This is a genomic window from Allocatelliglobosispora scoriae, assembly GCF_014204945.1.
Classification (GTDB): Bacteria; Actinomycetota; Actinomycetes; order Mycobacteriales; family Micromonosporaceae; genus Allocatelliglobosispora; species Allocatelliglobosispora scoriae.
In genome coordinates this window covers 1,435,912-1,455,679 of record NZ_JACHMN010000003.1, presented here as the reverse complement: position 1 = coordinate 1,455,679, position 19,768 = coordinate 1,435,912, and the positions used below count along the sequence as shown (strand labels likewise).

Annotated in this window: 20 protein-coding genes; 5 read left to right on the top strand and 15 right to left on the bottom strand. The window is 72.0% G+C overall.

The features are described 5' to 3' along the window. Nucleotides 1–21: 21 nt before the first annotated feature. The 10 genes from F4553_RS33040 to F4553_RS32995 form a co-directional block, all read right to left on the bottom strand. Nucleotides 22–651, bottom strand: a complete 630-nt coding sequence (locus F4553_RS33040) for a 4'-phosphopantetheinyl transferase family protein (protein ID WP_184844168.1) — start codon at nucleotides 649–651, stop codon at nucleotides 22–24. A gap of 153 nt (nucleotides 652–804) precedes the next feature. Continuing rightward, nucleotides 805–1,428: a TetR/AcrR family transcriptional regulator gene (locus tag F4553_RS33035; protein WP_184844166.1), complete on the bottom strand. Its 624-nt coding sequence runs from the start codon at nucleotides 1,426–1,428 to the stop codon at nucleotides 805–807. Beyond that, on the bottom strand, nucleotides 1,428–2,576 hold the full coding sequence (locus F4553_RS33030; RefSeq protein ID WP_184844164.1) for an acyl-CoA dehydrogenase family protein: 1,149 nt from the start codon (nucleotides 2,574–2,576) through the stop codon (nucleotides 1,428–1,430). The genes F4553_RS33035 and F4553_RS33030 overlap by 1 nt, the downstream gene beginning before the upstream one ends. After that, complete coding sequence (locus F4553_RS33025; protein ID WP_184844162.1) at nucleotides 2,549–4,585, bottom strand: ATP-binding protein; 2,037 nt, start codon at nucleotides 4,583–4,585, stop codon at nucleotides 2,549–2,551. The genes F4553_RS33030 and F4553_RS33025 overlap by 28 nt, the downstream gene beginning before the upstream one ends. 5 nt (nucleotides 4,586–4,590) lie before the next feature. Then, a complete protein-coding gene (locus F4553_RS33020) occupies nucleotides 4,591–6,126 on the bottom strand; it encodes an acyl-CoA carboxylase subunit beta (protein WP_184847217.1) in 1,536 nt (511 codons plus the stop codon). A gap of 14 nt (nucleotides 6,127–6,140) precedes the next feature. Continuing rightward, nucleotides 6,141–7,961, bottom strand: coding sequence for an acyclic terpene utilization AtuA family protein (locus tag F4553_RS33015; RefSeq protein WP_184844160.1), 1,821 nt, complete (start codon nucleotides 7,959–7,961; stop codon nucleotides 6,141–6,143). Further along, a complete protein-coding gene (locus F4553_RS33010; RefSeq protein WP_184844158.1) occupies nucleotides 7,958–8,755 on the bottom strand; it encodes a TIGR03084 family metal-binding protein in 798 nt (265 codons plus the stop codon). The genes F4553_RS33015 and F4553_RS33010 overlap by 4 nt, the downstream gene beginning before the upstream one ends. Nucleotides 8,756–8,840: 85 nt before the next feature. Continuing rightward, nucleotides 8,841–9,407, bottom strand: coding sequence for a pentapeptide repeat-containing protein (locus tag F4553_RS33005; protein WP_184844155.1), 567 nt, complete (start codon nucleotides 9,405–9,407; stop codon nucleotides 8,841–8,843). Between the two features lie 9 nt (nucleotides 9,408–9,416). Beyond that, the gene (locus F4553_RS33000) at nucleotides 9,417–9,878 is read right to left on the bottom strand and encodes an SRPBCC family protein (protein ID WP_184844151.1); all 462 of its coding nucleotides are present in this window, start codon (nucleotides 9,876–9,878) and stop codon (nucleotides 9,417–9,419) included. A 52-nt stretch (nucleotides 9,879–9,930) separates the two neighbouring features. Continuing rightward, nucleotides 9,931–10,725, bottom strand: coding sequence for a maleylpyruvate isomerase family mycothiol-dependent enzyme (locus F4553_RS32995; protein ID WP_184844148.1), 795 nt, complete (start codon nucleotides 10,723–10,725; stop codon nucleotides 9,931–9,933). 114 nt (nucleotides 10,726–10,839) lie between these two features. On the opposite strand from F4553_RS32995, the gene F4553_RS32990 reads away from it, so the two are divergent. Then, the gene (locus F4553_RS32990) at nucleotides 10,840–11,325 is read left to right on the top strand and encodes a class I SAM-dependent methyltransferase (RefSeq protein WP_184844145.1); all 486 of its coding nucleotides are present in this window, start codon (nucleotides 10,840–10,842) and stop codon (nucleotides 11,323–11,325) included. On the opposite strand, the gene F4553_RS32985 is transcribed toward F4553_RS32990, so the two are convergent. Beyond that, entirely contained in the window at nucleotides 11,315–12,112 is a 798-nt protein-coding gene (locus F4553_RS32985; RefSeq protein WP_184844142.1) for a peptidoglycan recognition protein family protein, read from the bottom strand. The two genes, F4553_RS32990 and F4553_RS32985, sit on opposite strands and share 11 nt — an antisense overlap. A 141-nt stretch (nucleotides 12,113–12,253) precedes the next feature. Here F4553_RS32985 and F4553_RS32980 point away from each other — a divergent pair, with 141 nt between their 5' ends. Next, nucleotides 12,254–12,898, top strand: coding sequence for an HAD family hydrolase (locus F4553_RS32980; RefSeq protein WP_184844139.1), 645 nt, complete (start codon nucleotides 12,254–12,256; stop codon nucleotides 12,896–12,898). On the opposite strand, the gene F4553_RS32975 is transcribed toward F4553_RS32980, so the two are convergent. Continuing rightward, entirely contained in the window at nucleotides 12,884–13,717 is an 834-nt protein-coding gene (locus tag F4553_RS32975) for a YihY/virulence factor BrkB family protein (RefSeq protein WP_184844136.1), read from the bottom strand. The two genes, F4553_RS32980 and F4553_RS32975, sit on opposite strands and share 15 nt — an antisense overlap. A gap of 347 nt (nucleotides 13,718–14,064) precedes the next feature. On the opposite strand from F4553_RS32975, the gene F4553_RS32970 reads away from it, so the two are divergent. The 3 genes from F4553_RS32970 (at nucleotide 14,065) to F4553_RS32960 (ending at nucleotide 16,635) form a co-directional block, all read left to right on the top strand. Continuing rightward, nucleotides 14,065–14,541, top strand: coding sequence for a hypothetical protein (locus F4553_RS32970; protein ID WP_184844133.1), 477 nt, complete (start codon nucleotides 14,065–14,067; stop codon nucleotides 14,539–14,541). Nucleotides 14,542–14,634: 93 nt separating this feature from the next. After that, nucleotides 14,635–15,624 (top strand): NAD-dependent epimerase/dehydratase family protein, encoded by a 990-nt coding sequence (locus tag F4553_RS32965; protein WP_184844130.1) that lies wholly within the window; start codon nucleotides 14,635–14,637, stop codon nucleotides 15,622–15,624. Between the two features lie 117 nt (nucleotides 15,625–15,741). After that, the gene (locus F4553_RS32960; RefSeq protein ID WP_184844127.1) at nucleotides 15,742–16,635 is read left to right on the top strand and encodes a PfkB family carbohydrate kinase; all 894 of its coding nucleotides are present in this window, start codon (nucleotides 15,742–15,744) and stop codon (nucleotides 16,633–16,635) included. 6 nt (nucleotides 16,636–16,641) lie between these two features. Here the strand turns inward: F4553_RS32960 and F4553_RS32955 are convergent, their stop codons facing one another. The 3 genes from F4553_RS32955 to F4553_RS32945 all read right to left on the bottom strand — a co-directional run bounded on the left by F4553_RS32955 (nucleotide 16,642) and on the right by F4553_RS32945 (nucleotide 19,736). Next, nucleotides 16,642–17,352 carry a hypothetical protein gene (locus F4553_RS32955; protein ID WP_184844124.1) on the bottom strand — a complete coding sequence of 237 codons (711 nt, stop codon included), beginning with the start codon at nucleotides 17,350–17,352 and terminating at the stop codon, nucleotides 16,642–16,644. Nucleotides 17,353–17,571: 219 nt separating this feature from the next. Then, nucleotides 17,572–18,051, bottom strand: a complete 480-nt coding sequence (locus F4553_RS32950; RefSeq protein ID WP_184844121.1) for a cupin domain-containing protein — start codon at nucleotides 18,049–18,051, stop codon at nucleotides 17,572–17,574. Nucleotides 18,052–18,245: 194 nt separating this feature from the next. Beyond that, the gene (locus F4553_RS32945; protein ID WP_184844118.1) at nucleotides 18,246–19,736 is read right to left on the bottom strand and encodes an MFS transporter; all 1,491 of its coding nucleotides are present in this window, start codon (nucleotides 19,734–19,736) and stop codon (nucleotides 18,246–18,248) included. Nucleotides 19,737–19,768 lie beyond the last annotated feature (32 nt).

Genomic DNA, 19,768 nt, shown 5'->3' with positions numbered 1-19,768 from the left:
TATGCGACATTACTGGCGCAATTATGAAAGTGGCTCGTACGGCTCCGGTGACGCCACGGCGGCCATGACCCCGCTGCGATCACGCCATCCGGCGATGTGCAGGCCGCCCCAGCGGGTCGGGTCGGCGGAGAGGTCCACCGTCTCCAGGCTGTCCAGGGTCGCCAGGCCCGCCTTGATCAGCGCCTCCTTGCGTACCCAAAAATCCAGGAACGCGAGCCCGGGCTGGGCGGCGGCCTTGACCAGCGCGGCCTCGCCCGGGGTGAGGACCTTGTCGATCGGCGCCATGTCGGTGCCGCGGGCGGTCGACTCGATGTCGATGCCGATCGGACCGGTCCCGGCGCAGGCCGCGACGTGGCCCCGGCTGTGCGACAGGCTCACCGCGAGCTCCGGCGCCTCCTTGATCGACGGGCGGCCGTGGGTCGGCAGGTCGCAGGTCGGGCAGGTCTGCACGAGCGTCAGCTCCGCCGGATCGACACCGAGCGCGAGCCCCGCACAGACCCGAACCAGCAGGTGAGCGGCGACGAACGTGTCCGCGTCGGCGGGGAAGACGAAGCCGGCGGCCCGCTTGCGCTCCAGCTCGGTCAGGAGCGCGGACGGCTCCGGGACGCGGGCGAGGGCGTCCTGAGTGGATTCGACGAGCACGATCGGCATGGGTTGACTCTATCCGCCCCCCACACCGGCTCCATCTCCCCGTGCGCCCCCTGAACTTTAATGCTGGACACGCCGCGAAAAGCACAACAAAGGTCAGGGGCGAAAGGATCCTGACCTTTGTTGCAGGTTTGACGGCATGTCCAGCATTAAAATTCAGGAGGGTGGGGGCAGGACCGTGTCCAGGGTGCTGGCCCATTCGGCCAGGACGCGGGTGCGGCGGGCGCTGTCGTCGCGGAGGAGGGCCGCCAGGCCCAGGCCGCGGGTGAGATCCAGGGTGGCCTGGACCATCTCCCGGACGCCCGGCCGGGACTCGTCCGCACCGAGCAGCTCGACCGCCATCCCGTGCGCCTCCCGGCCCAGCCTCGCCTCCAGCGGGGCGACCTGTGCCCGCAGCGCCTCGTCCGTCGCCGCGGCCATCCAGAGCTGCAGGGCGGCGCGGAAGAGCGGCCCGCCGTAGAGGTCGGCGAGCACGTTGAGGACCGCCTCGGTCCGGCGGGGGCCGGTCGGCAGGGCGGGCTGAGCACCGGCGATCTCGGCGGCCCGGACCTCGCTCATGTGCTCGATCGCGCCGGTGACCAGGTCCTCCCTCGTCGGGAAGTGGTGCTGCGCCGCCCCCCGCGACACCCCGGCCCGCTCGGCGACGACCGCGACCGTGGTGCCGGTCCAGCCCAGCTCCGCCAGGCACGCCACCGCCGCCGAGAGCAGGCGCTGCCGGGTCGCCCGGCTGCGGTCCTGCTGCGGCTCGCGACGGGTGTCGGCGGAGCGGGCTGTCACCATCAGTAGGACCTCGGCAATCCCAGGCTGTTCTGCGCCACGAAGTTCAGGATCATCTCACGGCTGACCGGGGCGATCCGGCCCAGGCGGGAGGCGACGAGGAAGGTCGCGAGGCCGTACTCGGTGGCGAGGCCGTTGCCGCCGTGGGTCTGGATCGCCTGGTCCACGGCGCGGACCGTCGCCTCGCCGGCGGCGTATTTCGCCATGTTGGCGGCCTCACCGGCACCCTGGTCGTCACCGGCGTCATACAGGTCGGCGGCCTTGCCCATCATCAGCTTCGCCAGCTCCAGCTCGATGTGCGACGCCGCGAGCGGGTGCGAGATCGCCTGGTGGGTGCCGATCGGCTTGCCCCAGACCTCCCGGGTCCGGGCGTAGTCGACGGCGCGGTCCAGCGCGTAGCGCCCGATCCCCAGCGCGAACGCCGACGCCATGATCCGTTCCGGGTTGAGCCCGGCGAAGAGCTGCATCAGCCCGGCGTCCTCGGTGCCGACGAGCGCGTCGGCGGACAGCCGGACGTCGTCGAGGAACAGGGTGAACTGCCGCTCCGGCGCGACCAGCTCCATCTCGATCGGGGTGGCGGTGAAGCCCGGCGCATCCGTCGGCACCACGAAGAGCACCGGCTTGAGCCGGCCCGTGCTCTCGTCGGTCGTCCGGCTCACCACGAGGACCGCCTCGGCCTCGTCGATGCCGGAGATGTAGGTCTTGCTGCCGTTGAGCACCCACCCGTCGCCGTCGCGGCTCGCCGTCGTCGCGATCCGGTGCGCGTTGGAGCCCGCGTCGGCCTCGGTGATCGCGAAGGCGAAGATGCGGGAACCGTCGGTGAGGCCGGGCAGCCAGCGGGTCTTCTGCTCGTCGGTGCCGAAGCGGCTGATCACCGTGGCGCAGATCGCCGGGGAGACGACCATCATCAGCAGGGGGCAGCCCGCGGCGCCCAGTTCCTCGCAGACGGCGGCGAGGTCGCCGATGCCGCCGCCACCGCCGCCGTACTCCTCGGGGATGTGGACTCCGAGGTAGCCGAGGGCTCCGGCCTCCTGCCAGAGCTCGGTGGTCTTGGCGTTGGATCTGGCCTTGCCGAGGTAGTAGCGGTGGCCGTACTTGGCGCCTAGTTTGGCTGCGGCTTGTCTCAGCTGGGTTCGTTGCTCGCTGTCCATCGTTGCTCCCTGTCTGCTGTTTCCGGCCGGGGGGTGATGATCGCCAGCGGGGTGCCCGGGTTCACCTGGAGGCCCTCGCGTGCGGGGAGATGGGTGACCACGCCGTCGGCGGGTGCTGATATCTGGTGCTGCATCTTCATCGCCTCCAGCCAGAGGAGGGGCTGGCCGGCGGTGACGCTGTCGCCCTCGGCGACCGCCACCCGGATGACGGTGCCGGGCATGGGGGCGAGCAGTGACCCCGCCGCGACTTCCCGCGTCGGAGCGGGGAACCGGCCGACCAGCACCAGCGCGACTCCCCCTAGCGGGGAGTCGATCTCGATCCGGGGTAGATCTCGTGCGTTCTCCGTCGCTCCAGCGACGGAGAACGCACAAGATCCGGGAAGCGCCACCCGGAAGGGGATCTGGACTCCGCCTACCCGGAGCACCACCAGTGACGGGCTCACGGATTCGACGCCGATCGAGCCCCCGACCTCCTCGTCGACCCCTTCCACAACCGCGACCCCGTCCCGGCCGAAGCGATACGCGACCGCCACCACACGCCCGTCGGGAGCGGTGAAGGAACGCCGGTGCGGGGCGCTGCGCAGGTTGCGCCACCCGAGCGGAAGACGGGACAGCACCGGCGCGGCGAGCCGGTGAGCGCAGGCGACGGCGAGCGCGGCGGCGACGGCGGAGAGCTGCTGAGCCCGGGTGTCCGCGAGCGGTGCCGCCAGCGCCGGCAGCCCGTGGTCGTCGAGGAACGACGTCGGTGTCGCACCGGCGACGAAGGCGGGGTGGCGCAGGACGCGTACCAGCAGATCGCGGTTGGTCGTCAGCCCGTGGATCCGCGCACCCGCCAGCGCACCCGCGAGCGCGCGGATCGCCTCGTCGCGGCTCGGTGCCCAGGCGATCAGCTTCGCGAGCATCGGGTCGAAGCGCACCCCGACCACGGATCCGCTCTGGACACCGGAGTCGAGCCGCAGCCCCCGCACCGGTCCGAACGTGCCCGCGACCCCGGGGACCTCGAAGCACGACAGCGTTCCGCTCTGCGGCAGCCACCCCGCCGCCGGGTCCTCGGCATAGATGCGGGCCTCGATCGCGTGGCCGACCGGCGGCGGTGGCGACGCGGGCAGCGCCGCACCCTCGGCGATCCGCAGCTGCCAGGCGACGAGGTCCAGGCCGGTCACGGCCTCGGTGACCGGGTGCTCGACCTGCAGCCGGGTGTTCATCTCCAGGAAGTGGAAGGTCCCGTCGTCGGCGGCGAGGAACTCGACGGTCCCGGCGCCGACATAGCCGATGGCGGTCGCGGCGGCGACGGCGGCATCGAGCAGCCGAGCGCGCATCGCAGGCGTGACCAGCGGCGACGGCGTCTCCTCGATGATCTTCTGGTGCCGGCGCTGGATGGAGCACTCGCGCTCGCCGAGGGTCCAGACCGTGCCGTGGCCGTCGGCGAGGAGCTGCACCTCGATGTGGCGTCCGGTGGCGAGGAACGGCTCGCAGAAGACGGCCGGGTCGCCGAAGGCCGCCAGCGCCTCGGCCCGTGCGGCGTCGAGCTCCGCGGGCAGCGAGGCCAGGTCCCGGACGACCCGCATGCCGCGCCCGCCGCCGCCCGCCGACGCCTTGATCAGCACCGGCAGGTCGGCCGCCGTGACCGAGGCCGGGTCGAGTTCCGGCAGCACCGGCACCCCGGCCGCCGCCATCAGCTTCTTCGCCTCGATCTTGGACCCCATCGCGGCGATCGCGGCCGGCGGCGGACCGACCCAGGTGAGCCCGGCGTCGAGCACCGCCTGGGCGAAGTCGGTGTTCTCGGAGAGGAAGCCGTATCCGGGGTGCACGGCGTCGGCGCCGCCGGCGACCGCTGCCGCCACGATCGACGCGGAGTCCAGATAGGACGTGATCAGGACGCCGAGGCCGTCGGTCGGAGGGTCGCCCGCGGTGTAGACCGACACGGTGGTGATACCCGCGTCCCGGCAGGTACGCGCGATGCGCCGGGCGATCTCGCCCCGGTTGGCGATGAGGAGCCGCTGGATCATGTCTCTCACATCCGGAAGACGCCGTAGGGACCGGCGCCGGGGTCGGCGGCCGAACCGATCGCGGACAGGCACAGGCCCAGCACCGTCCGGGTGTCGCGGGGGTCGATGACCCCGTCGTCGTAGAGCAGGCCGGACAGGAACATCGGTGCCGACTCGGCCTCGATCTGCTGCTCGACCATGGTCCGCACCACCGCGTCGGCGTCCTCGTCATAGGGCCGCCCCGATGCGGCGGCGGCCTGCCGGGCGACGATGGAGAGCACCCCGGCGAGCTGCGCGCCGCCCATCACGGCGGACTTGGCGCTGGGCCAGGCGAAGAGGAACCGCGGGTCGTACGCCCGCCCGCACATGCCGTAGTGCCCGGCGCCGTAGGACGCTCCGATGAGGACGGAGAGGTGCGGCACGGTGCTGTTCGAGACCGCATTGATCATCATGGCGCCGTGCTTGATGATGCCGCCCTGCTCATATTCGCGGCCGACCATGTATCCGGTGGTGTTGTGCAGGAAGAGCAGCGGCGTACGCGACGCGTTGGCGAGCTGGATGAACTGCGCCGCCTTCTGCGACTCGGCGCTGAAGAGCACCCCGCGCGCGTTGGCGAGGATGCCGACACCGTGGCCGTGCACGCTCGCCCAGCCGGTGGCGAGGCTGCCGCCGTAGCCGGGCTTGAACTCGTCGAACCGCGATCCGTCCACGACGCGGGCGATCACCTCGCGCGGATCGAACTGCTGCCGCAGGTCGCCGGGGACGATGTCGAGCAGCCCGTCCGCGTCGAGCAGCGGCTCGGCGTAGCCGACGGCGGGCGGCGGCCCGAGCTTGCGCCAGCGCAGGTTGGCGACGATCCGCCGGCCGATCCCGATCGCCTCGACCTCGTCGGCGGCGAGGTGGTCGGCGAGCCCCGACACCTCCGCGTGCATCCGCGCCCCACCGAGCGACTCGTCGTCGGACTCCTCCCCCGTCGCCATCTTGACCAGCGGCGGACCGGCGAGGAAGACCTTCGACTGCTCGCGGATCATCACGACGTGGTCGCTCATCCCGGGGATGTAGGCGCCGCCCGCCGTCGAGTTGCCGAAGACGAGCGTGATCGTCGGGATCCCCGCCGCCGAGAGCCGGGTCAGGTCGCGGAAGACCTGCCCGCCGGGGATGAAGATCTCCTTCTGGTTCTGCAGGTCCGCGCCGCCCGATTCGACGAGGTTGATCACGGGCAGCCGGTTCTGCCGGGCGATCTCCAGCGCCCGCAGCGTCTTGCGCAGGGTGATCGGGTTGGAGGCGCCGCCGCGCACGGTCGGGTCGTTCGCGATCAGCAGGCACTCGACACCCGCGACGACGCCGATCCCGGTGACGACGCTGCCGCCGACGGGGTGGTCGGTGCCGTAACCCGCCAGCGGTGACAGCTCCAGGAACGGCACGTCCTCGTCGAGCAGCAGCTCGATCCGCTCGCGCGGCAGCAGCTTGCCCCGGTCGTGGTGCCGGGTGACGTATTTCGGCCCGCCCCCGGCCAGCGCCTTGGCGTGCTCTGCGTCCAGCTCGGCCAGCTTGCGCAGCATGTCGTCCCGATTGCTCACAGGAACTCCTCCGGGATGTCGACGTGCCGGGAACGCAACCACTCGCCCAGGCCCTTGCCCTGCGGATCGAACCGGACCCCCGCCGAGACACCGTCGCCGAGCAGCCCGTCGACGACGAAGTTGATCCCGCGCAGGTTCGGCAGCAGGTGCCGGGTGATCGGCAGCGCGGCCGCCTCCGGCAGCAGCCGCCGCAGCTCATCGGTGGTGAGTGTCCGGCACAGCCAGGCGTAGGCCGCGTCGCTGCGGACCCACAGCCCGATATTCGCCGACCCGCCCTTGTCGCCCGACCGCGCGCCCGCGACCAGCCCCAGCGGCGCACGCCGGGTCGGCCCACCGCCCTGGAAACCCGCCACCACCGGCTCCTCCAGATCAACCACCAGCCGGGTACGCCCACCGTGCGCCACCGGCACCACGGAGCGGTCGGGCAGAACCGCCTCCTGCGCCACCGCACCCGCGTCCACGAAGGCCGCGGCGAAGACCCCGAACGGCGTCCCCTCCCCCGGCGGCGCGGTCACCGTGCACCCCGGGTAGGACGCGAGCGCCAGCTCCACCGCCGCCGAGCTGAACGCCCGCCCCACGACGGCGGGGTCGGGATCCTTGACGGTGATCCGCAGCAGCGCGCTCGCGGCCTCCTGCGTCCCCGCGTCGGCGTGATCGGTCCGGGCCAGCGCGTAGTGCACCGCCGCCGGTCGCCGCCCGGCCAGCGCCGCGTCGAGCTCCGCCGTCACCCAGGCCGCTTTCGCCTCGATGTCGAGCCCGGTCAGGATGAACGCCACCTCGTTGCGGTACCCGCCGAGGGTGTTGAGCCCGACCTTCAGCGTCGGCGGCGGTGGCTCGCCGATCACACCGCTGACCAGCACCCGGTCGGGCCCGTCGTCGGCGAGGACCACGGTGTCGAGGCGGGTCGTCACGTCGGGGCCGGCATACCGGGGGCCGCCGATCTCGTAGAGCAGCTGGGCGGTGACGGTGCCGAGGGTGACGGCTCCACCCGTACCCACATGCTTGGTGACCACACACGACCCGTCGGCGCGCACCTCGGCGATGGGGAAGCCCGGCCGGCCGCGGGTCTGCTCGGTGAAGAACGCGTAATTGCCGCCGGTCGCCTGCGCGCCGCACTCGATGATGTGCCCCGCGACCGTGGCACCCGCGAGGGCGTCGAAATCATCACGCGACCAGCCGAAATGCGCCGCCGCCGGGCCGACCACCAGCGATGCGTCGGTGACCCGGCCGGTGACGACGATGTCGGCGCCCGCGTTGAGGCACTCGACGATCCCCCACGCACCCAGGTAGGCGTTGGCGGTGATCGGCGAGCCGAGACCGAACTCGCCGACGCGGTCGAGCAGGTCGTCGCCGCGGACGAAGGCGATCCTCGGGTGCAGGCCGAGCCGGTCGGCGAGCTCGCGCAGCTTGGCGGCGAGCCCGCAGGGGTTGAGGCCGCCCGCGTTCGCGACGATCGTGACCCCCCGGTCGAGCGCGGTCCCGAGGCTGCCCTCCAACTGCCGCAGGAACGTCTTGGCGTATCCGGTCGAGGGGTCGCGCATCCGGTCCCGGCCGAGGATCAGCATCGTCAGCTCGGCGAGGTAGTCGCCGGTCAGAACATCGATCGGCCCGTCGGCGAGCATCTCGGCGACGGCGCTGAACCGGTCACCGTAGAACCCGGACGCGTTCGCCACCCGCAGCGGCCGCGCCTTCTCCCGCTGTAGCACCAACTCTTCAAGAGTTGGTGCTACAGCAGCGCGCCCCGCCTGCTGCGCCTGCTCCTGCCGCGACTCCTCCTGCCGCAACTCTTGAAGAGTTGGTGTTATCGGGGTCGTCATGCGAACTGTCCCGCCGTTCGGCCGGCGCCGGGCGGACCGGCGAAGGCTTGGATGATGTCGAGCCACTCGTCGGCGTCGGCGCCCTCAGCGGTGACGGCGAGATCGTCGCGGTGCCGCCGCTGCGTCGCGAGCAGGCAGAAGTCGAGCGCGGGCCCGGTCACCCGCTGGACGGCGTCGTCGGGACCCCACGTCCAGAGGTCGCCGCCGGGGCCGGTCAGCTCGACCCGGAAGGGCTCGCTCGGCGCGGTGCGGCCGTGCATGACGTAGGCGAAGTCGCGCGCCCGGACGCCGAGGTGGGCCACGTGCCGGAGCCGGTCGGTGGGCTCGCGCCGAACGCCGAGCGCATCGGCGATGTCGAGGCCGTGCGCCCAGTTCTCCATGATCCGCGCGGTGATCATCGAGGCGGCGCTCATCGACGGGCCGAACCAGGCGATCCGAGCACCCGGCGGCACCGCACCTAGAGCGTCGGCGAGGGCCCGGCGGCCAGCCACCCATCCGTCGCGCAGCCGGTCCGGTGGGAGTGCGGCGAGCTCGGCGGCACCGGCCTCGATGGCGCGGAGCAGGTCACCGGTGTCGGCGAGCTCGGTCACGAGGTCGGCGAAGTCGTCCGGGTCGGTGACGGCTCGCAGCGAAGCCTGATCGGTCCAGGTCAGGTGGGCTATCTGATGGGCGATGGTCCAGCCGGGGGCGGGGGTCGGCGTGGCCCAGCCGGGCTCGTCGAGCTCGCCGACGAGCCGCAGCACCTCGTCGCCCTCGGCGGTCAGGTCTCGCAGCAGCGACTGCTGGTCCGTCATGGGTCCACCGTCGCTCCCGCAAAGAAAAAAGTCAAGTGTGCTTGATTTTTTTGGCCCGCGGCAGAGTGCCTTCGCTGCGGGGCGGCTACTCGTCGTCGGCGAAACCGACCGTCGGCAGGAACAGACCCGGCGGCCGGGCCGACCACGGATCGAACCGGGCCGAGACCTCATAGCTCTCCGCCTGGGCGAGGTCGACGACTCCCCCGGCCGAGAAGTCGGCCCCGGCGAAGGAGACCTCGCTCCCGGCGAACCGGGCACCGTCGAAGGTGACGACGCCGTCCTCGCCGAACGTCGTACCGGCGAAGGAGACCGCACCGCCGTCGAGGGCCGCGCGGTCGAACCGGATCGTCCCGCCCCGCAGGTCGAAACCGGTGAAGCGGAGTGTGCCCCCGGCGAAGGTCGCCCGCTCGAAATCGATCAGTCCCCGCCGCATCATCGCCGCCTCGAACGAGACGTCACCGCGGAAGACCGCGCCGACGAAGGAGATCCAGGCATCGGTGAGGTCGGCCCCCTCGAAGGAGAGGGCGGTGCCCTCGGCGAAGGTCACCCCGTCGAAGACGACCCGCCGTCCGCGGAGCTCCGCCCCCGACAGGTCGCCGCCCCCGAAGGCCGCGCCGCGGAAGTCGAACCGATCCGGGACGGGCGCGCTCAACGCCGATCCCTAGGCGGTCGCGGTCAGGCGGCGGGACAGCTCCCCCGCCCGATAGAGCTGGACCGAGCGGGCCTGGCCCCGCACGAAGCCCCGCAGCAGCCGGGGCATGGTGAGCTCGATCCGCTCGTCGAGGCGGGTGCCGCCGCTCTCGGGGGTGAGGACGAGGAGCGAGGTCAGGCGTACGCGACCGGGGCTGACCACGTCCTGCCGGATGCGCGCGGCGCCCGCGTCGACCCGCATCGTGACCGCGATGGGGTTGTCCCACAACCGCACCGGCCCGGCCTTGAAGCGCTCGACGGCGGTGTAGGCCACGAACGGCTGACCGGAGTCGTCGACCCCCTCGCTCACGTCGCGCACCGCCACGATCAGCGGCGAGAGCCCCAGATAGGAGTGCGGATCCGCGAGATGGGCGAAGACGGCGCCCGGCTCGGCGGCGACGTGCCAGCTGTGGTCGAACGAATCCTGCGCCATGTGCCGGATTCTAGGCACACGGCGCAGGAGGCGGATCAGCTCGGTAGCCGGCTCAGTAGCCCGGGAAGACCTGCCGCAGCTCGTCGAGGTCGATGGTGCCCGTGACCTCGACACCGGCCGGGGTGTACTGGGGCGCGAGCCGGCCGGCGACGAGCCGCAGCCACGCCTCCGCCGGAATCGTGAGCACCGCGTCGGCGTCGGCCGGGGCGGTCGGGCTGAGGACCGCCGTGTCGGTGAGGATGACGCCCTCGACCCGCTCCGGCGCGGTGAGCTCCACCCGCAGCGACACCGGCCGGCCGCCCAGCACGGCGGGCTTGGCGGCGAAGCCGAAGAGCAGCGGCGCCACGTTCAGCAACGGTTCCACCGCCTCCGGCGCGACGGTCGCCGCCGGGTCGAGGATGACCCGCACGTCCCACGAGTGCAGCGCGAACTCGCTCAGCCGCAGCCCGGCCGAGGTCGCCACGTCCACCGGGACGGGGATGAAGCCCAGGTCGATGCGGTGGTTGGCCCGGGTCTCGGCGTCGAGCGCCTCGTAACGGGAGACGAGCGCCTCGTTGGTGACGGGGAAGGTCGCCGCTCGCTCCTGCGGCGACATCGCGTCCCAGCGCGCCCACACGCTCGGGTAGAAGTCGTCGGGCAGCTTGGGCCCGCCCTCGAGCGAGCGGGTGAGCGCCGCCAGCCCGATCTCGGCGCCGCTGCCGAGGTGGCTGAGCACTTGGGAGATGTCCCATTCCGCCGCGGCGGAGGGCCCGGTGAGCTGGTCGGGCCGCAGGTCACGAACGATGGCGGCGAGTTCGTCGTAGCCCGACCGCAGGGCAGCGATGGTCTCGTCGGCGGGGTTCGTCATTTATGGTTCTCCTCAGGACAAAGGGTGGATCACGTCATCCGCGCCAACCACCGGCACCGCCCGGATATTCCGGCCCCGATACCGTGGCGGGATGATCTGCCAGCGCGAGCGCCGATGAGCCGGCACCGGTTCCACGGCGATCCGGAGCGCTTCGACGTGCTCGCGGCCTTCGTGGTGGAGCGGTTCCCCGACGCCCGCTACATCGCCGATGTCGCCGGTGGCCAGGGGATGCTCAGCCGGGTCCTGCGCAAGAAGTACGGCCTGGAGGCCGAGGTGGTCGACCCGCGCGGCTGGGCGCTGAAGGGCGTCCCGGCCCGGGCCGACTACTACAGCGCGGCGATGGCGGACTACTACGACCTCGTCGTCGGCCTGCACCCCGACGAGGCGACCCGGGAGGTCGTCGAGTCCGCCGCCGTACGCGACGTGCTCATCGTGCCGTGCTGCAACTTCTGGGCGCCCGGTGTGAAGCTCGGCCAGCAGGAGCTGATCGACGCCATCGTCGACTTCCACTCCGCCCGGGGCGGCCGGTGCGAGCGGGTCACGCTCGGCTTCCGGGGGCCCAAGAACCAGGCGCTGCTGCTCCGGCCGCCTACGCCCTGATCCCCTCGGCGAAGGCGGCGATCACCGCGGGGTCGAGCAGCGCCGCCCGGACGGCGTCGGCCGGATCGGTCAGCTCCCGGCCGTACGGGTCCAGCGACGCCACATCCTGCACCCGCCCACCGGCGGCGAGGATCAGGTGACCGGCTGTCGCCGCCGCCCGGATCGCCGCGAGCTCCGCCGGCGAGGCCACCCAGCGCCGGGTGATGCCGTCGGCGAGGAAGACCTTGATCTCGCCAGTCTTGCGTACCAGGACGCTCATCCGCACTCCCCTCATCGCCGCCGCGACATCGCGGCGGAAGACATCCATGTCGAACGCCGGGTCCGGCTTGTCGCCCGGCTGGTGCTCCCGGTGGCCGACCGGCGGCGGCCAGCCCGTGTGGGCCAGGATCGCGGCGGCACCGCGCACGTAGGAGTCGTACTGCACCGTGGTCCAGCGCTCCCCCGTGGCGTGCTGGGACTCGACGCCGAGCAGGCGCCGGTTGCCCAGGCCCCGGAACGGTCCGCCCCAGCCGTTCTTGACGTGGTTGCTGCGCCCGGCGGTGACGACGTGCCAGGTGCCCGTACGCGACAGGAAGAGCTGGGCGATCGGACCCGCGAGCCCCTGCCGGCCGTGGATGAGCGAGTGGAGGTCGTCGGCGTCGGTGGAGGTCCGGGAGCCCCGGGTCTCGTGGATGATCAGGCCCTGCGGGCGGTAGTCGTCGCGGCCCCGGGTCCGCCAGCCCGGCACCTCGACCACCGTGAGCCCCGCCCCGACCAGTACGTCGGCGAGCCACAACTGCCTCGGCATCATGTCTCCTTCCGTTGTCAGGTGGAGAGGCACCCGCCAGTGCCGGAGATACATCGGGGATGTGCCGTCCCACAGCACCTCAGCCGACCTAGGACGCTAGGAACTACCTCCGAGGGAGGGGATCTGAGTAAGGTCACCGGCATGCAGCGGCTCGCGCTCTTCGACCTCGACAACACGCTGGTGGACCGCGACGGCGCCTTCCACCGCTGGGCTGCGGCATTCGTCGCCGAGCACGCCCTCCCCGAGGGCACCGCCGAGTGGCTCGTCGAGCTCGACGAGGGCGGCTACGGCCCCAAGGAACGGCTCTTCGGCGCGGCCCGGGAGCGCTTCGGCCTCACCGCGACGGTGCCGGAGCTGCTGGACGACTTCCGCCGCACGCTGCCCGGCCTGATCGAGGCCTTCCCCGGCGCCCGGGAATCCCTGCTCGCGCTCGCGGAGGCGGGCTGGCGGATCGGCATCGTCACCAACGGGCACGCCAACCAGCTCGCCAAGATGCGCTCGACCGGACTCGACACGCTGGTGCACGGCTGGACGATCTCCGGCGAGTTCGGGACGGTCAAACCCGATCGGCGGATCTTCGCCGCCTGCGCCGCGGCCTGCGGGATGGATCCCGACGGCGGCGGCTGGATGGTCGGCGACAACGCCGCCGCCGACATCGAGGGCGGCCGAGGGGCGGGCCTGGCCACGATCTGGCTGCACGCCGGCCGCGAGTGGCCGCTCGGCGCGGCGCGCCCCGACCACACGGTCGCCGACATCCCCGAGGCCGTCGCGCTAATCCTGCGCTGACCGCGCGCGCTCCGCGTCCACCTCGGCTCCCAGCAGGATGATGTACGCCGAGAGGTAGAGCCACAGCATCAGGATGACGACGGCGGCGAGCGCACCGTAGGTCTTGTTGTAGCTGCCGAAGTTGCTGACGTAGAACGAGAAGGCCACCGAGCCCACCACCCAGATGACCAGCGCGACCACGGCACCGGTGCTGAGCCAGCGCCACTTCGGCCGGGTGCTCGGGCCGACCCAGTAGAAGATCGACAGTGCCACCCCGATCAGCATCGCCAGCACGATCCAGCGCAGCGCCTCGGCACCGATCCGGCCACCCGTACCCAGGTGCAGCCGGTCGACCGTCGCCGGGAAGACCGCGACGAGCAGCAGTGCCGCGACCGCGACGACGAGGCCGCCGAAGGTGAGCCCGAGGGCGAGCCCCTTGAGCTTGACGAAGCCCCGCTGCTCCTCCTGGTCGTTGACGGCGTTGATGCCCGTGATCAGCGCCGACATGCCGCCCGCCGCCGCCCAGACAGCCGCGACGAGGCTGATCACCAGGCCGAGGGTGAGGCTGCCGCTGCTCGCTCCGGCGACGGCGGTGAGCTGGTCGGTGAAGAGCTTCGCCGCCTCGGCCGGCATCGCCTTCGTCATCGGCTCGATCTGCTCGACCACCTTCGACGGATCGGCGACGAGCCCGTAGATCGTGATGAGCGCGATCGTCATCGGGAAGATCGCGAGCAGCGCGTAGAACGCCACCCCGGCCGCGAGCAGGCCGAGGTTGTCCCGCTTCGCCTCCGCCCAGACCCGCTTGGCCAGCCCGAGCTCGGCACCACCCCGATGCGTCATCAGCGATCACCACCCCATCGCTGACCCTACCGAGACAGACCCCCATACACCGGGCGAACGCGGAGCACCGCGGGTCGTGTTCCGCGTCGCTATCGGAAAACCGACGGTCGGGACGTTGTCGCAGGTCGATGCGGTGATGGCGCGGGGGGCGGTGGCCGGTGGCCGCGAATCAGCTCATCGTCGGGGCAGATGCGGTCACTTAGCGGTCGCACCCGGTCGCACGCCAGTGCAATGATCTGTGCGCTCGCGCCGTGGAGCGGCGTGGCGCGATGAGCGCCGGTGCGCTTCACGGAGGCCGAACCCCTCGGCAGGCTCCCTCGGCCTAGACACACAAAGGAGGCGCCCCTATGGCCACTCGCGAAGGTGGCGGCACGAAGATCATGCGCGGTGTCGTCACCGCCATCGCCATCGTTGCCGTCCTCGTTCTCCTCGCCGTCTTCTGGCGGCAGGCCCTCGACGCCCTCGAAGCGGTGTGGGACTTCATCGTCGGCCGCTTCCCCGACGAGTCGGGTCAGCGCGTCGCGGTCGTCGTCTACCTGATCCTCTCCGTGCTGCTCGGCATCCTGTTCTCCAAGGCCGGCCACTTCACGGCGTACGGGATCGTGATGGCCCTCGGCCCGCTGCTCTGGTTCCTCTTCTGGGAGGGATTCCCGCTGCTCGGACTCGACCCGACGTGGAAGGCGAGCCTCGGTGTCAGCCACCTCGAGCCGGGCCAGGTCATCCTCTGGGCGGTCGTGGCCGATCTCGTCGTGACGCTGGTCTTCGTCCCGCTGGAGCTGTGGGAGAAGTACCGCCACCGCCGCCGCTCGCTCGGCATCGACTAGCCGCAGGCGTCTACATCGGACCGGCCGTCCCTCGCGAGAGTGGGCGGCCGGTTCGGCGTCGGGATGCCGGGCCGGTCTGGCATCATCGGCCGCATGCGGATTCTCATCATGGGCGGCACGCGGTTCGTCGGGCGGCACCTGACCCAGGCGGCCCTCGACGCCGGTCATGACGTGACCCTGTTCCACCGGGGCACCACCGGCGCCGACCTGTTTCCGCAGGCCACACATGTGCTCGGCGACCGCAACACCGACCTGGACCGGCTCGCCGGCGGTTCGTGGGACGCGACGATCGACGTCAGCGCCTACCTGCCGCGCCAGGTGGCGAGCCTCGCCGACGCGCTCGGCGGCCGGGGCGGGCACCACGTCCTCGTCTCGTCGGTCTCCGTCTACCAGGCGCCGCTGCCGTCGCCCTTCGCCGAGGACGCGCCGCTGATCGAGCTCGCCGACCCGACGGTCGAGGAGGTGACGGGCGAGACCTACGGCGGCCTCAAGGTGCTCTGCGAGCGCGCCGCCACCGCCGCCCACGGCGACCGGCTCGCCATCGTCCGGCCGACCTATGTGGTGGGTCCGCACGACCACCTGGAGCGCTTCACCTGGTGGGTCCGGCGGGTCGCGGCCGGTGGCGAGGTGCTCGCACCGGGCTCCCCGGACGCGCCGCTGCAGGTCATCGACGCCCGCGACATGGCGGAGTGGATGCTGCTGCTGGCGACGACCGGGGGCACGGGCACGTTCCACGCCGCCCATCCGGCGCCGCCGCACACCTTCGCCGACCTGCTCGGCGCGATCGCCGCCGCGGTCGCACCGCCGGGCACCACGATCACCTGGGTCGACACCGCCTTCCTGCTCGACGCGGGCGTCGACGCCGAGGCGCTGCCGTTCTGGAGCATCGACGTCGCCGACTACGACCAGGACCGGGCAGATCCGTCGGCCGCCCGCGCCGCCGGTCTCGCGCCCCGGCCGGTGGGACAGAGCGCCCGGGAGGTGCACGAGGCGGAGCTCGCCTCGCCGACGCCCGCCTCCGACAAGCGGCTGGACCCGGTGCGGGAGGCGGAGCTGCTCGCCGCGTGGGCCGCCCGATCTTGACAGCGGGGCACTCAGGATCACAGAATCGCCGCAGCACCACTCGCATGTCGCGACCTCGGCGGCCGGTCACCGGCTGCGCGGGCTGAAACGTCGACTCCTCATCGGAAGGCGGCGCGCATGCGCTCTCTCGACGTCCTGGTCATCGGCGGTGCCGGTGTCGACACCATCGTCTACGTACCCGAGCTGCCACTCCCCTACGCCGACAGCTACCTGGTGCCCGCGATCGAGCAGCGGGCCGGGCAGACCGGCGACGGCGTGGCCCTGGGGCTGCACGCCCTCGGGCTGCGGGTGCACCTGATCGACCTGATCGGCGACGACCACGAGGGCCGGCTCGTGCGCGAGCTGCACGAGCGGCACGGCGTGCCGTTCACCGCGATCACCAGCGCGGCGGGCACGAAGCGGGCGGTCAACCTCGTCGACCCGGCCGGGCGCCGCCTGTCGCTCTACGACATCAGCCGGGGCGTCGACGACGAGCGGTTCCCCATCCCGGTGCTCGGGCCGCTCGCCGCCGATGCCCGGCACGTGCACCTCTCGATCACCCATCCCGGCGCGCACGCGATCGACGAGCTGCTCGGCTCCGGTGCCACGCTCTCCACGGACCTGCACGACTGGGACGGGGTCGACGCCTATCACGAGGCCTTCGCCTACGCCGCGGACCTGGTCTTCCTCTCCACCACGGCGCTCGACGACCACGAGGCCGCGATGCGGCGGATCCTCATGCGCGGCCGGGCCCGTGCGGTGATCGCCACGGCCGGCGCCGAGGGCGCCTACCTGCTCACCCCGGACCACCCGGGGGTACGCCACGTTCCGGTCGCGCCGCTGCCGGCACCGGCGGTGGACTCCAACGGAGCCGGTGACGCGTTCGTGGCGGGCTTCCTCTTCGGCTGGCTCGGCGGCGCGTCCGCCATGGCGAGCGCGCGTTATGGCGCCGTCGCCGGGGCGCATGCCTGTGGCGTACCGGCGAGGGAGATCAGGCCGATCGGCGCTGCGGCGCTGACGGCGGCCGGGTGACGCGGATCAGGCGCGATTGGCGTCGGCGGCGGCGATGCGGTCGCTGACCGCGGCGGAGAGCGCCTTGGTGACGACGGTGATCAGCGGCGGCTTGCCGTCCTCGCCCGGCTTCATCTGCTCCTGGCGCTCCTCGGTCATCGACCGGCCCCAGAGCAGCGCGGACGCGGCGATGACCACGATCTCCGGCACGCCGAGCTTCTTGGCGAGCTTGGTCTCCAGGTCGCTGGCGCCGGTCTCGGCCCGGGTGAGCACGCGGATGTCGACCTCGCCGAGGTTGGCGCGGGCGATGGCCCGGATCTTCTCCGCGGCCTGCGCGGCGGCGCTGAGCTGGCGCTGGCTGTCGGAGTCGCGCTCGACGAGGCCGGTGAAGGAGCGGCGGAACGCGGGCGCGGTGATGACCTCGCGGATCGCGGTGGCCGGGATCGGCTCGCTGTCGTCCTTGCCGATGCGCACGTGCTCGTCACCGAGCAGCAGGTCGGAGAGGCTGACGCGGTGGCCGAGGGCGGCGGAGAGCACCAGGGGCAGCGAGAGCAGCTGCTCGGAGGTGAGCGCGCGCTGGCCCCGCTCGGCCGCCTGCACCCAGGCGGCGGTCCAGTCGAGACCGAGCCGCTGGGCGGAACGGGCGACGTCTTCGGTGGAGCTGGTGGTCGACGCCCGGAGCCGCCGCAGGTTTCCTGCGATCAGTTCGCGGAGAGTGACAACGGGGGTGGGGGTCACGTCCGGAACGGTAATGCCGCCAGCGGTTCTGAAGCAATGTTATCTGCCACACCACCTGCGGGAATGAATCGCTGAGAATGGTGCGGATCCCCCATTTGCGCCTATCGACAGGGCGTTGGGTCGGCGGTCTGACAGTCACTGTGGACACCGATCCGGCGACCCCCACGCCCCGATCGGCGCAACTCGTGAAGAGTTGGTGTCATCCGCGGGCGGCCGCCTTCAGACCCAGAAGGTGTCGTGGCGGAGGAAGAACTCGGCCTTCTCCTCCTCGCTCTTGTCCACCAGCCCCAGCAGGTCCTCGAAGTAGGCCTCCCGGGGTGCGCCCGGGCAGAACTGGATCAGCATAGAGGCGGGCTCGCCGGACTCGTTGCGGAACCCGTGCACACCGCCCTCGGGCACGTGGACGAAGTCGCCCGGCACCGTGTCGATCCAGCGTGCGCCGTTGAAGATGCGCACCGAGCCGGCGAGGACATAGAACGACTCCGAGATCGACCGGTGGAAGTGCGGCTCCGGTCCGCTGGGCTCGGCCGGCATCTCCCAGCGGTAGAGGCCGAACTGCCCCTTGGTCGTCGCACCCGTCGCGAGATAGTGCGCGGTCCCGCCGGACGGGTAGGTCAGCTCCGGCGGCTCCCCCACCGACCGGAAGGTCGCGGTGATCTCGCCGGAGTCGCCGAGGTAGCGCGGCGGTGGATAGGTCATCGTGGGCTCCCTCGCCGATCGGGCCGGCCACTGCTGACGGACGGCCTCTCCGGCGATCTTGCCACGCGCCGCCGATCGGCGCGCCACCCCGCCGATCACGTGACCGGGTTCGGCGATGCGCGGAGCTCGGACCGGGCTCGCCGAAGCCCGGCGCGCTCCGCGCATCGCCGCTCTCAGGATGGCAACCAGCCGGGTCAGTGGCCCTCGCCCGGCCGGGCAGACTTGGGCAGCACGAAGGACACCAGGAAGGTGACCGCGAGCAGCGCGATCTCGACCATCAGGACGAGCTGCACGGCGTCGGCGAAGCTCACCGGATCGACACCGGTCGGTGTCCAGTCGATGTGGTCGAAGAAGAGCGTGCCGAGGACCGCGAGGCCGAGGGCGCCGCCGAACTGCTGCACCGCATTGAGCAGCCCGGAGGCCGAGCCGCTCTCACCCTCCTCGACGCCCGCCAGGATGATGTCGAAGAACGGAGCCATCACCAGGCCCATCCCGATGCCGAAGACGGCGAGCCCGGGCGCGAGCTGCCAGATGGTGAGGTCGGTGCCGGCCACCCGCAGGGTGACGGCGAAACCGGCGCAGCCGAGCACCATCACGCCGATCCCGGCCTGCAGCAGGCGGCGCCCGAACCGCTGGACGAGGCCGCCACCGCTGGCGATGCCGAACCCGGCGATGATGCCGAGAGCCGACGGTACGCTCGCGAGCCCCGTCCTGAAGGGCGAGAAGCCCAGCCCGACCTGGATGTAGAGGCTGAAGACGAGGTTGAAGCCCATCATCCCGGCGAAGAAGGCGAGCCCCGCGATGAGTCCGCCGCTGAAGGCCCGCCGGCGGAAGAGCGACGGCAGCACCAGGGTGTCCCGGCCGGCCCGCTGCCGCCGGACCTGGTGCCGGCCGAAGACGGCGAAGAGCAGCACGGATGCGGCGATGAGGCCGAAGGTCCACAGTGGCCAGCCCAGCTCGCGGCCCTGCACCAGGGGGTAGATCAGCAGTGCCGCGGCGGCGGAGACGAGCCCGGCGCCGGTGAGGTCGAGCCGCAGGGCCCCGTCGGCCCGCGACTCGGGGAGGAACCGGACGGCGGCGACGAGTGCCGCGAGGCCCAGCGGTACGTTGATCAGGAAGATCATCCGCCAGCCGGTGCCCCAGAGGTCGGCGTCGACGAGCCAGCCCGCGAGGATCGGGCCGCCGACGGCGGAGAGGGCCATCACCGGCCCGAAGGCGCCGAACGCGGCACCGAGCTCCTTCGGCGGGAACATCTCCTTGATCAGGCCGAGCCCCTGCGGGAGCATGACCGCGCCGAAGAGCCCCTGCAGGACGCGGGTGCCGACGAGCAGCTCGGGTGACTGGGCGAGGGCGCAGAGCGCCGAGGCGGCGACGAAGCCGGCCGCACCGATGAGGAACATCCGCTTGCGGCCGTAGAGGTCGCCGAGGCGGCCACCGGTGATCATCCCGACCGCCATGGCGAGGGTGTAGCCCGCGCCGAGCCACTGGATGACGCTCGCCGATCCGCCGAGGTCGGCGCGGATCGACGGTCCGGCGATGTTGGTGACGAGCACGTCGAGCAGGTCCATCACCTCGACCGCGAGGATGACGAACAGGGCGGCCCAGCGCCATCGATAGGCGGGCGGCCCGTCCTCCGGCACGCTCGGCGCGGGCGACTCGGGCAGGGTGGTGGCGGTGGTGGTCATGGAACTCTCCCTCGCGCGGAACATTCGTCGCG

Bases quoted from the DNA above. Each gene is read 5' to 3' on its own strand.
- F4553_RS32950 (WP_184844121.1), bottom strand. From the start codon at position 18,051: ATGACCTATCCACCGCCGCGCTACCTCGGCGACTCCGGCGAGATCACC.
- F4553_RS33015 (WP_184844160.1), bottom strand. From the start codon at position 7,961: ATGACGACCCCGATAACACCAACTCTTCAAGAGTTGCGGCAGGAGGAG.
- F4553_RS32960 (WP_184844127.1), top strand. From the start codon at position 15,742: ATGCGCTCTCTCGACGTCCTGGTCATCGGCGGTGCCGGTGTCGACACC.
- F4553_RS32995 (WP_184844148.1), bottom strand. From the start codon at position 10,725: ATGACGAACCCCGCCGACGAGACCATCGCTGCCCTGCGGTCGGGCTAC.
- F4553_RS32985 (WP_184844142.1), bottom strand. From the start codon at position 12,112: ATGCCGAGGCAGTTGTGGCTCGCCGACGTACTGGTCGGGGCGGGGCTC.
- F4553_RS33010 (WP_184844158.1), bottom strand. From the start codon at position 8,755: ATGACGGACCAGCAGTCGCTGCTGCGAGACCTGACCGCCGAGGGCGAC.
- F4553_RS33025 (WP_184844162.1), bottom strand. From the start codon at position 4,585: ATGATCCAGCGGCTCCTCATCGCCAACCGGGGCGAGATCGCCCGGCGC.
- F4553_RS32975 (WP_184844136.1), bottom strand. From the start codon at position 13,717: ATGACGCATCGGGGTGGTGCCGAGCTCGGGCTGGCCAAGCGGGTCTGG.
- F4553_RS32945 (WP_184844118.1), bottom strand. From the start codon at position 19,736: ATGACCACCACCGCCACCACCCTGCCCGAGTCGCCCGCGCCGAGCGTG.
- F4553_RS33035 (WP_184844166.1), bottom strand. From the start codon at position 1,428: ATGGTGACAGCCCGCTCCGCCGACACCCGTCGCGAGCCGCAGCAGGAC.
- F4553_RS32965 (WP_184844130.1), top strand. From the start codon at position 14,635: ATGCGGATTCTCATCATGGGCGGCACGCGGTTCGTCGGGCGGCACCTG.
- F4553_RS32970 (WP_184844133.1), top strand. From the start codon at position 14,065: ATGGCCACTCGCGAAGGTGGCGGCACGAAGATCATGCGCGGTGTCGTC.
- F4553_RS32990 (WP_184844145.1), top strand. From the start codon at position 10,840: ATGAGCCGGCACCGGTTCCACGGCGATCCGGAGCGCTTCGACGTGCTC.
- F4553_RS33000 (WP_184844151.1), bottom strand. From the start codon at position 9,878: ATGGCGCAGGATTCGTTCGACCACAGCTGGCACGTCGCCGCCGAGCCG.
- F4553_RS33020 (WP_184847217.1), bottom strand. From the start codon at position 6,126: ATGCTGCGCAAGCTGGCCGAGCTGGACGCAGAGCACGCCAAGGCGCTG.
- F4553_RS33040 (WP_184844168.1), bottom strand. From the start codon at position 651: ATGCCGATCGTGCTCGTCGAATCCACTCAGGACGCCCTCGCCCGCGTC.
- F4553_RS32980 (WP_184844139.1), top strand. From the start codon at position 12,254: ATGCAGCGGCTCGCGCTCTTCGACCTCGACAACACGCTGGTGGACCGC.
- F4553_RS33030 (WP_184844164.1), bottom strand. From the start codon at position 2,576: ATGGACAGCGAGCAACGAACCCAGCTGAGACAAGCCGCAGCCAAACTA.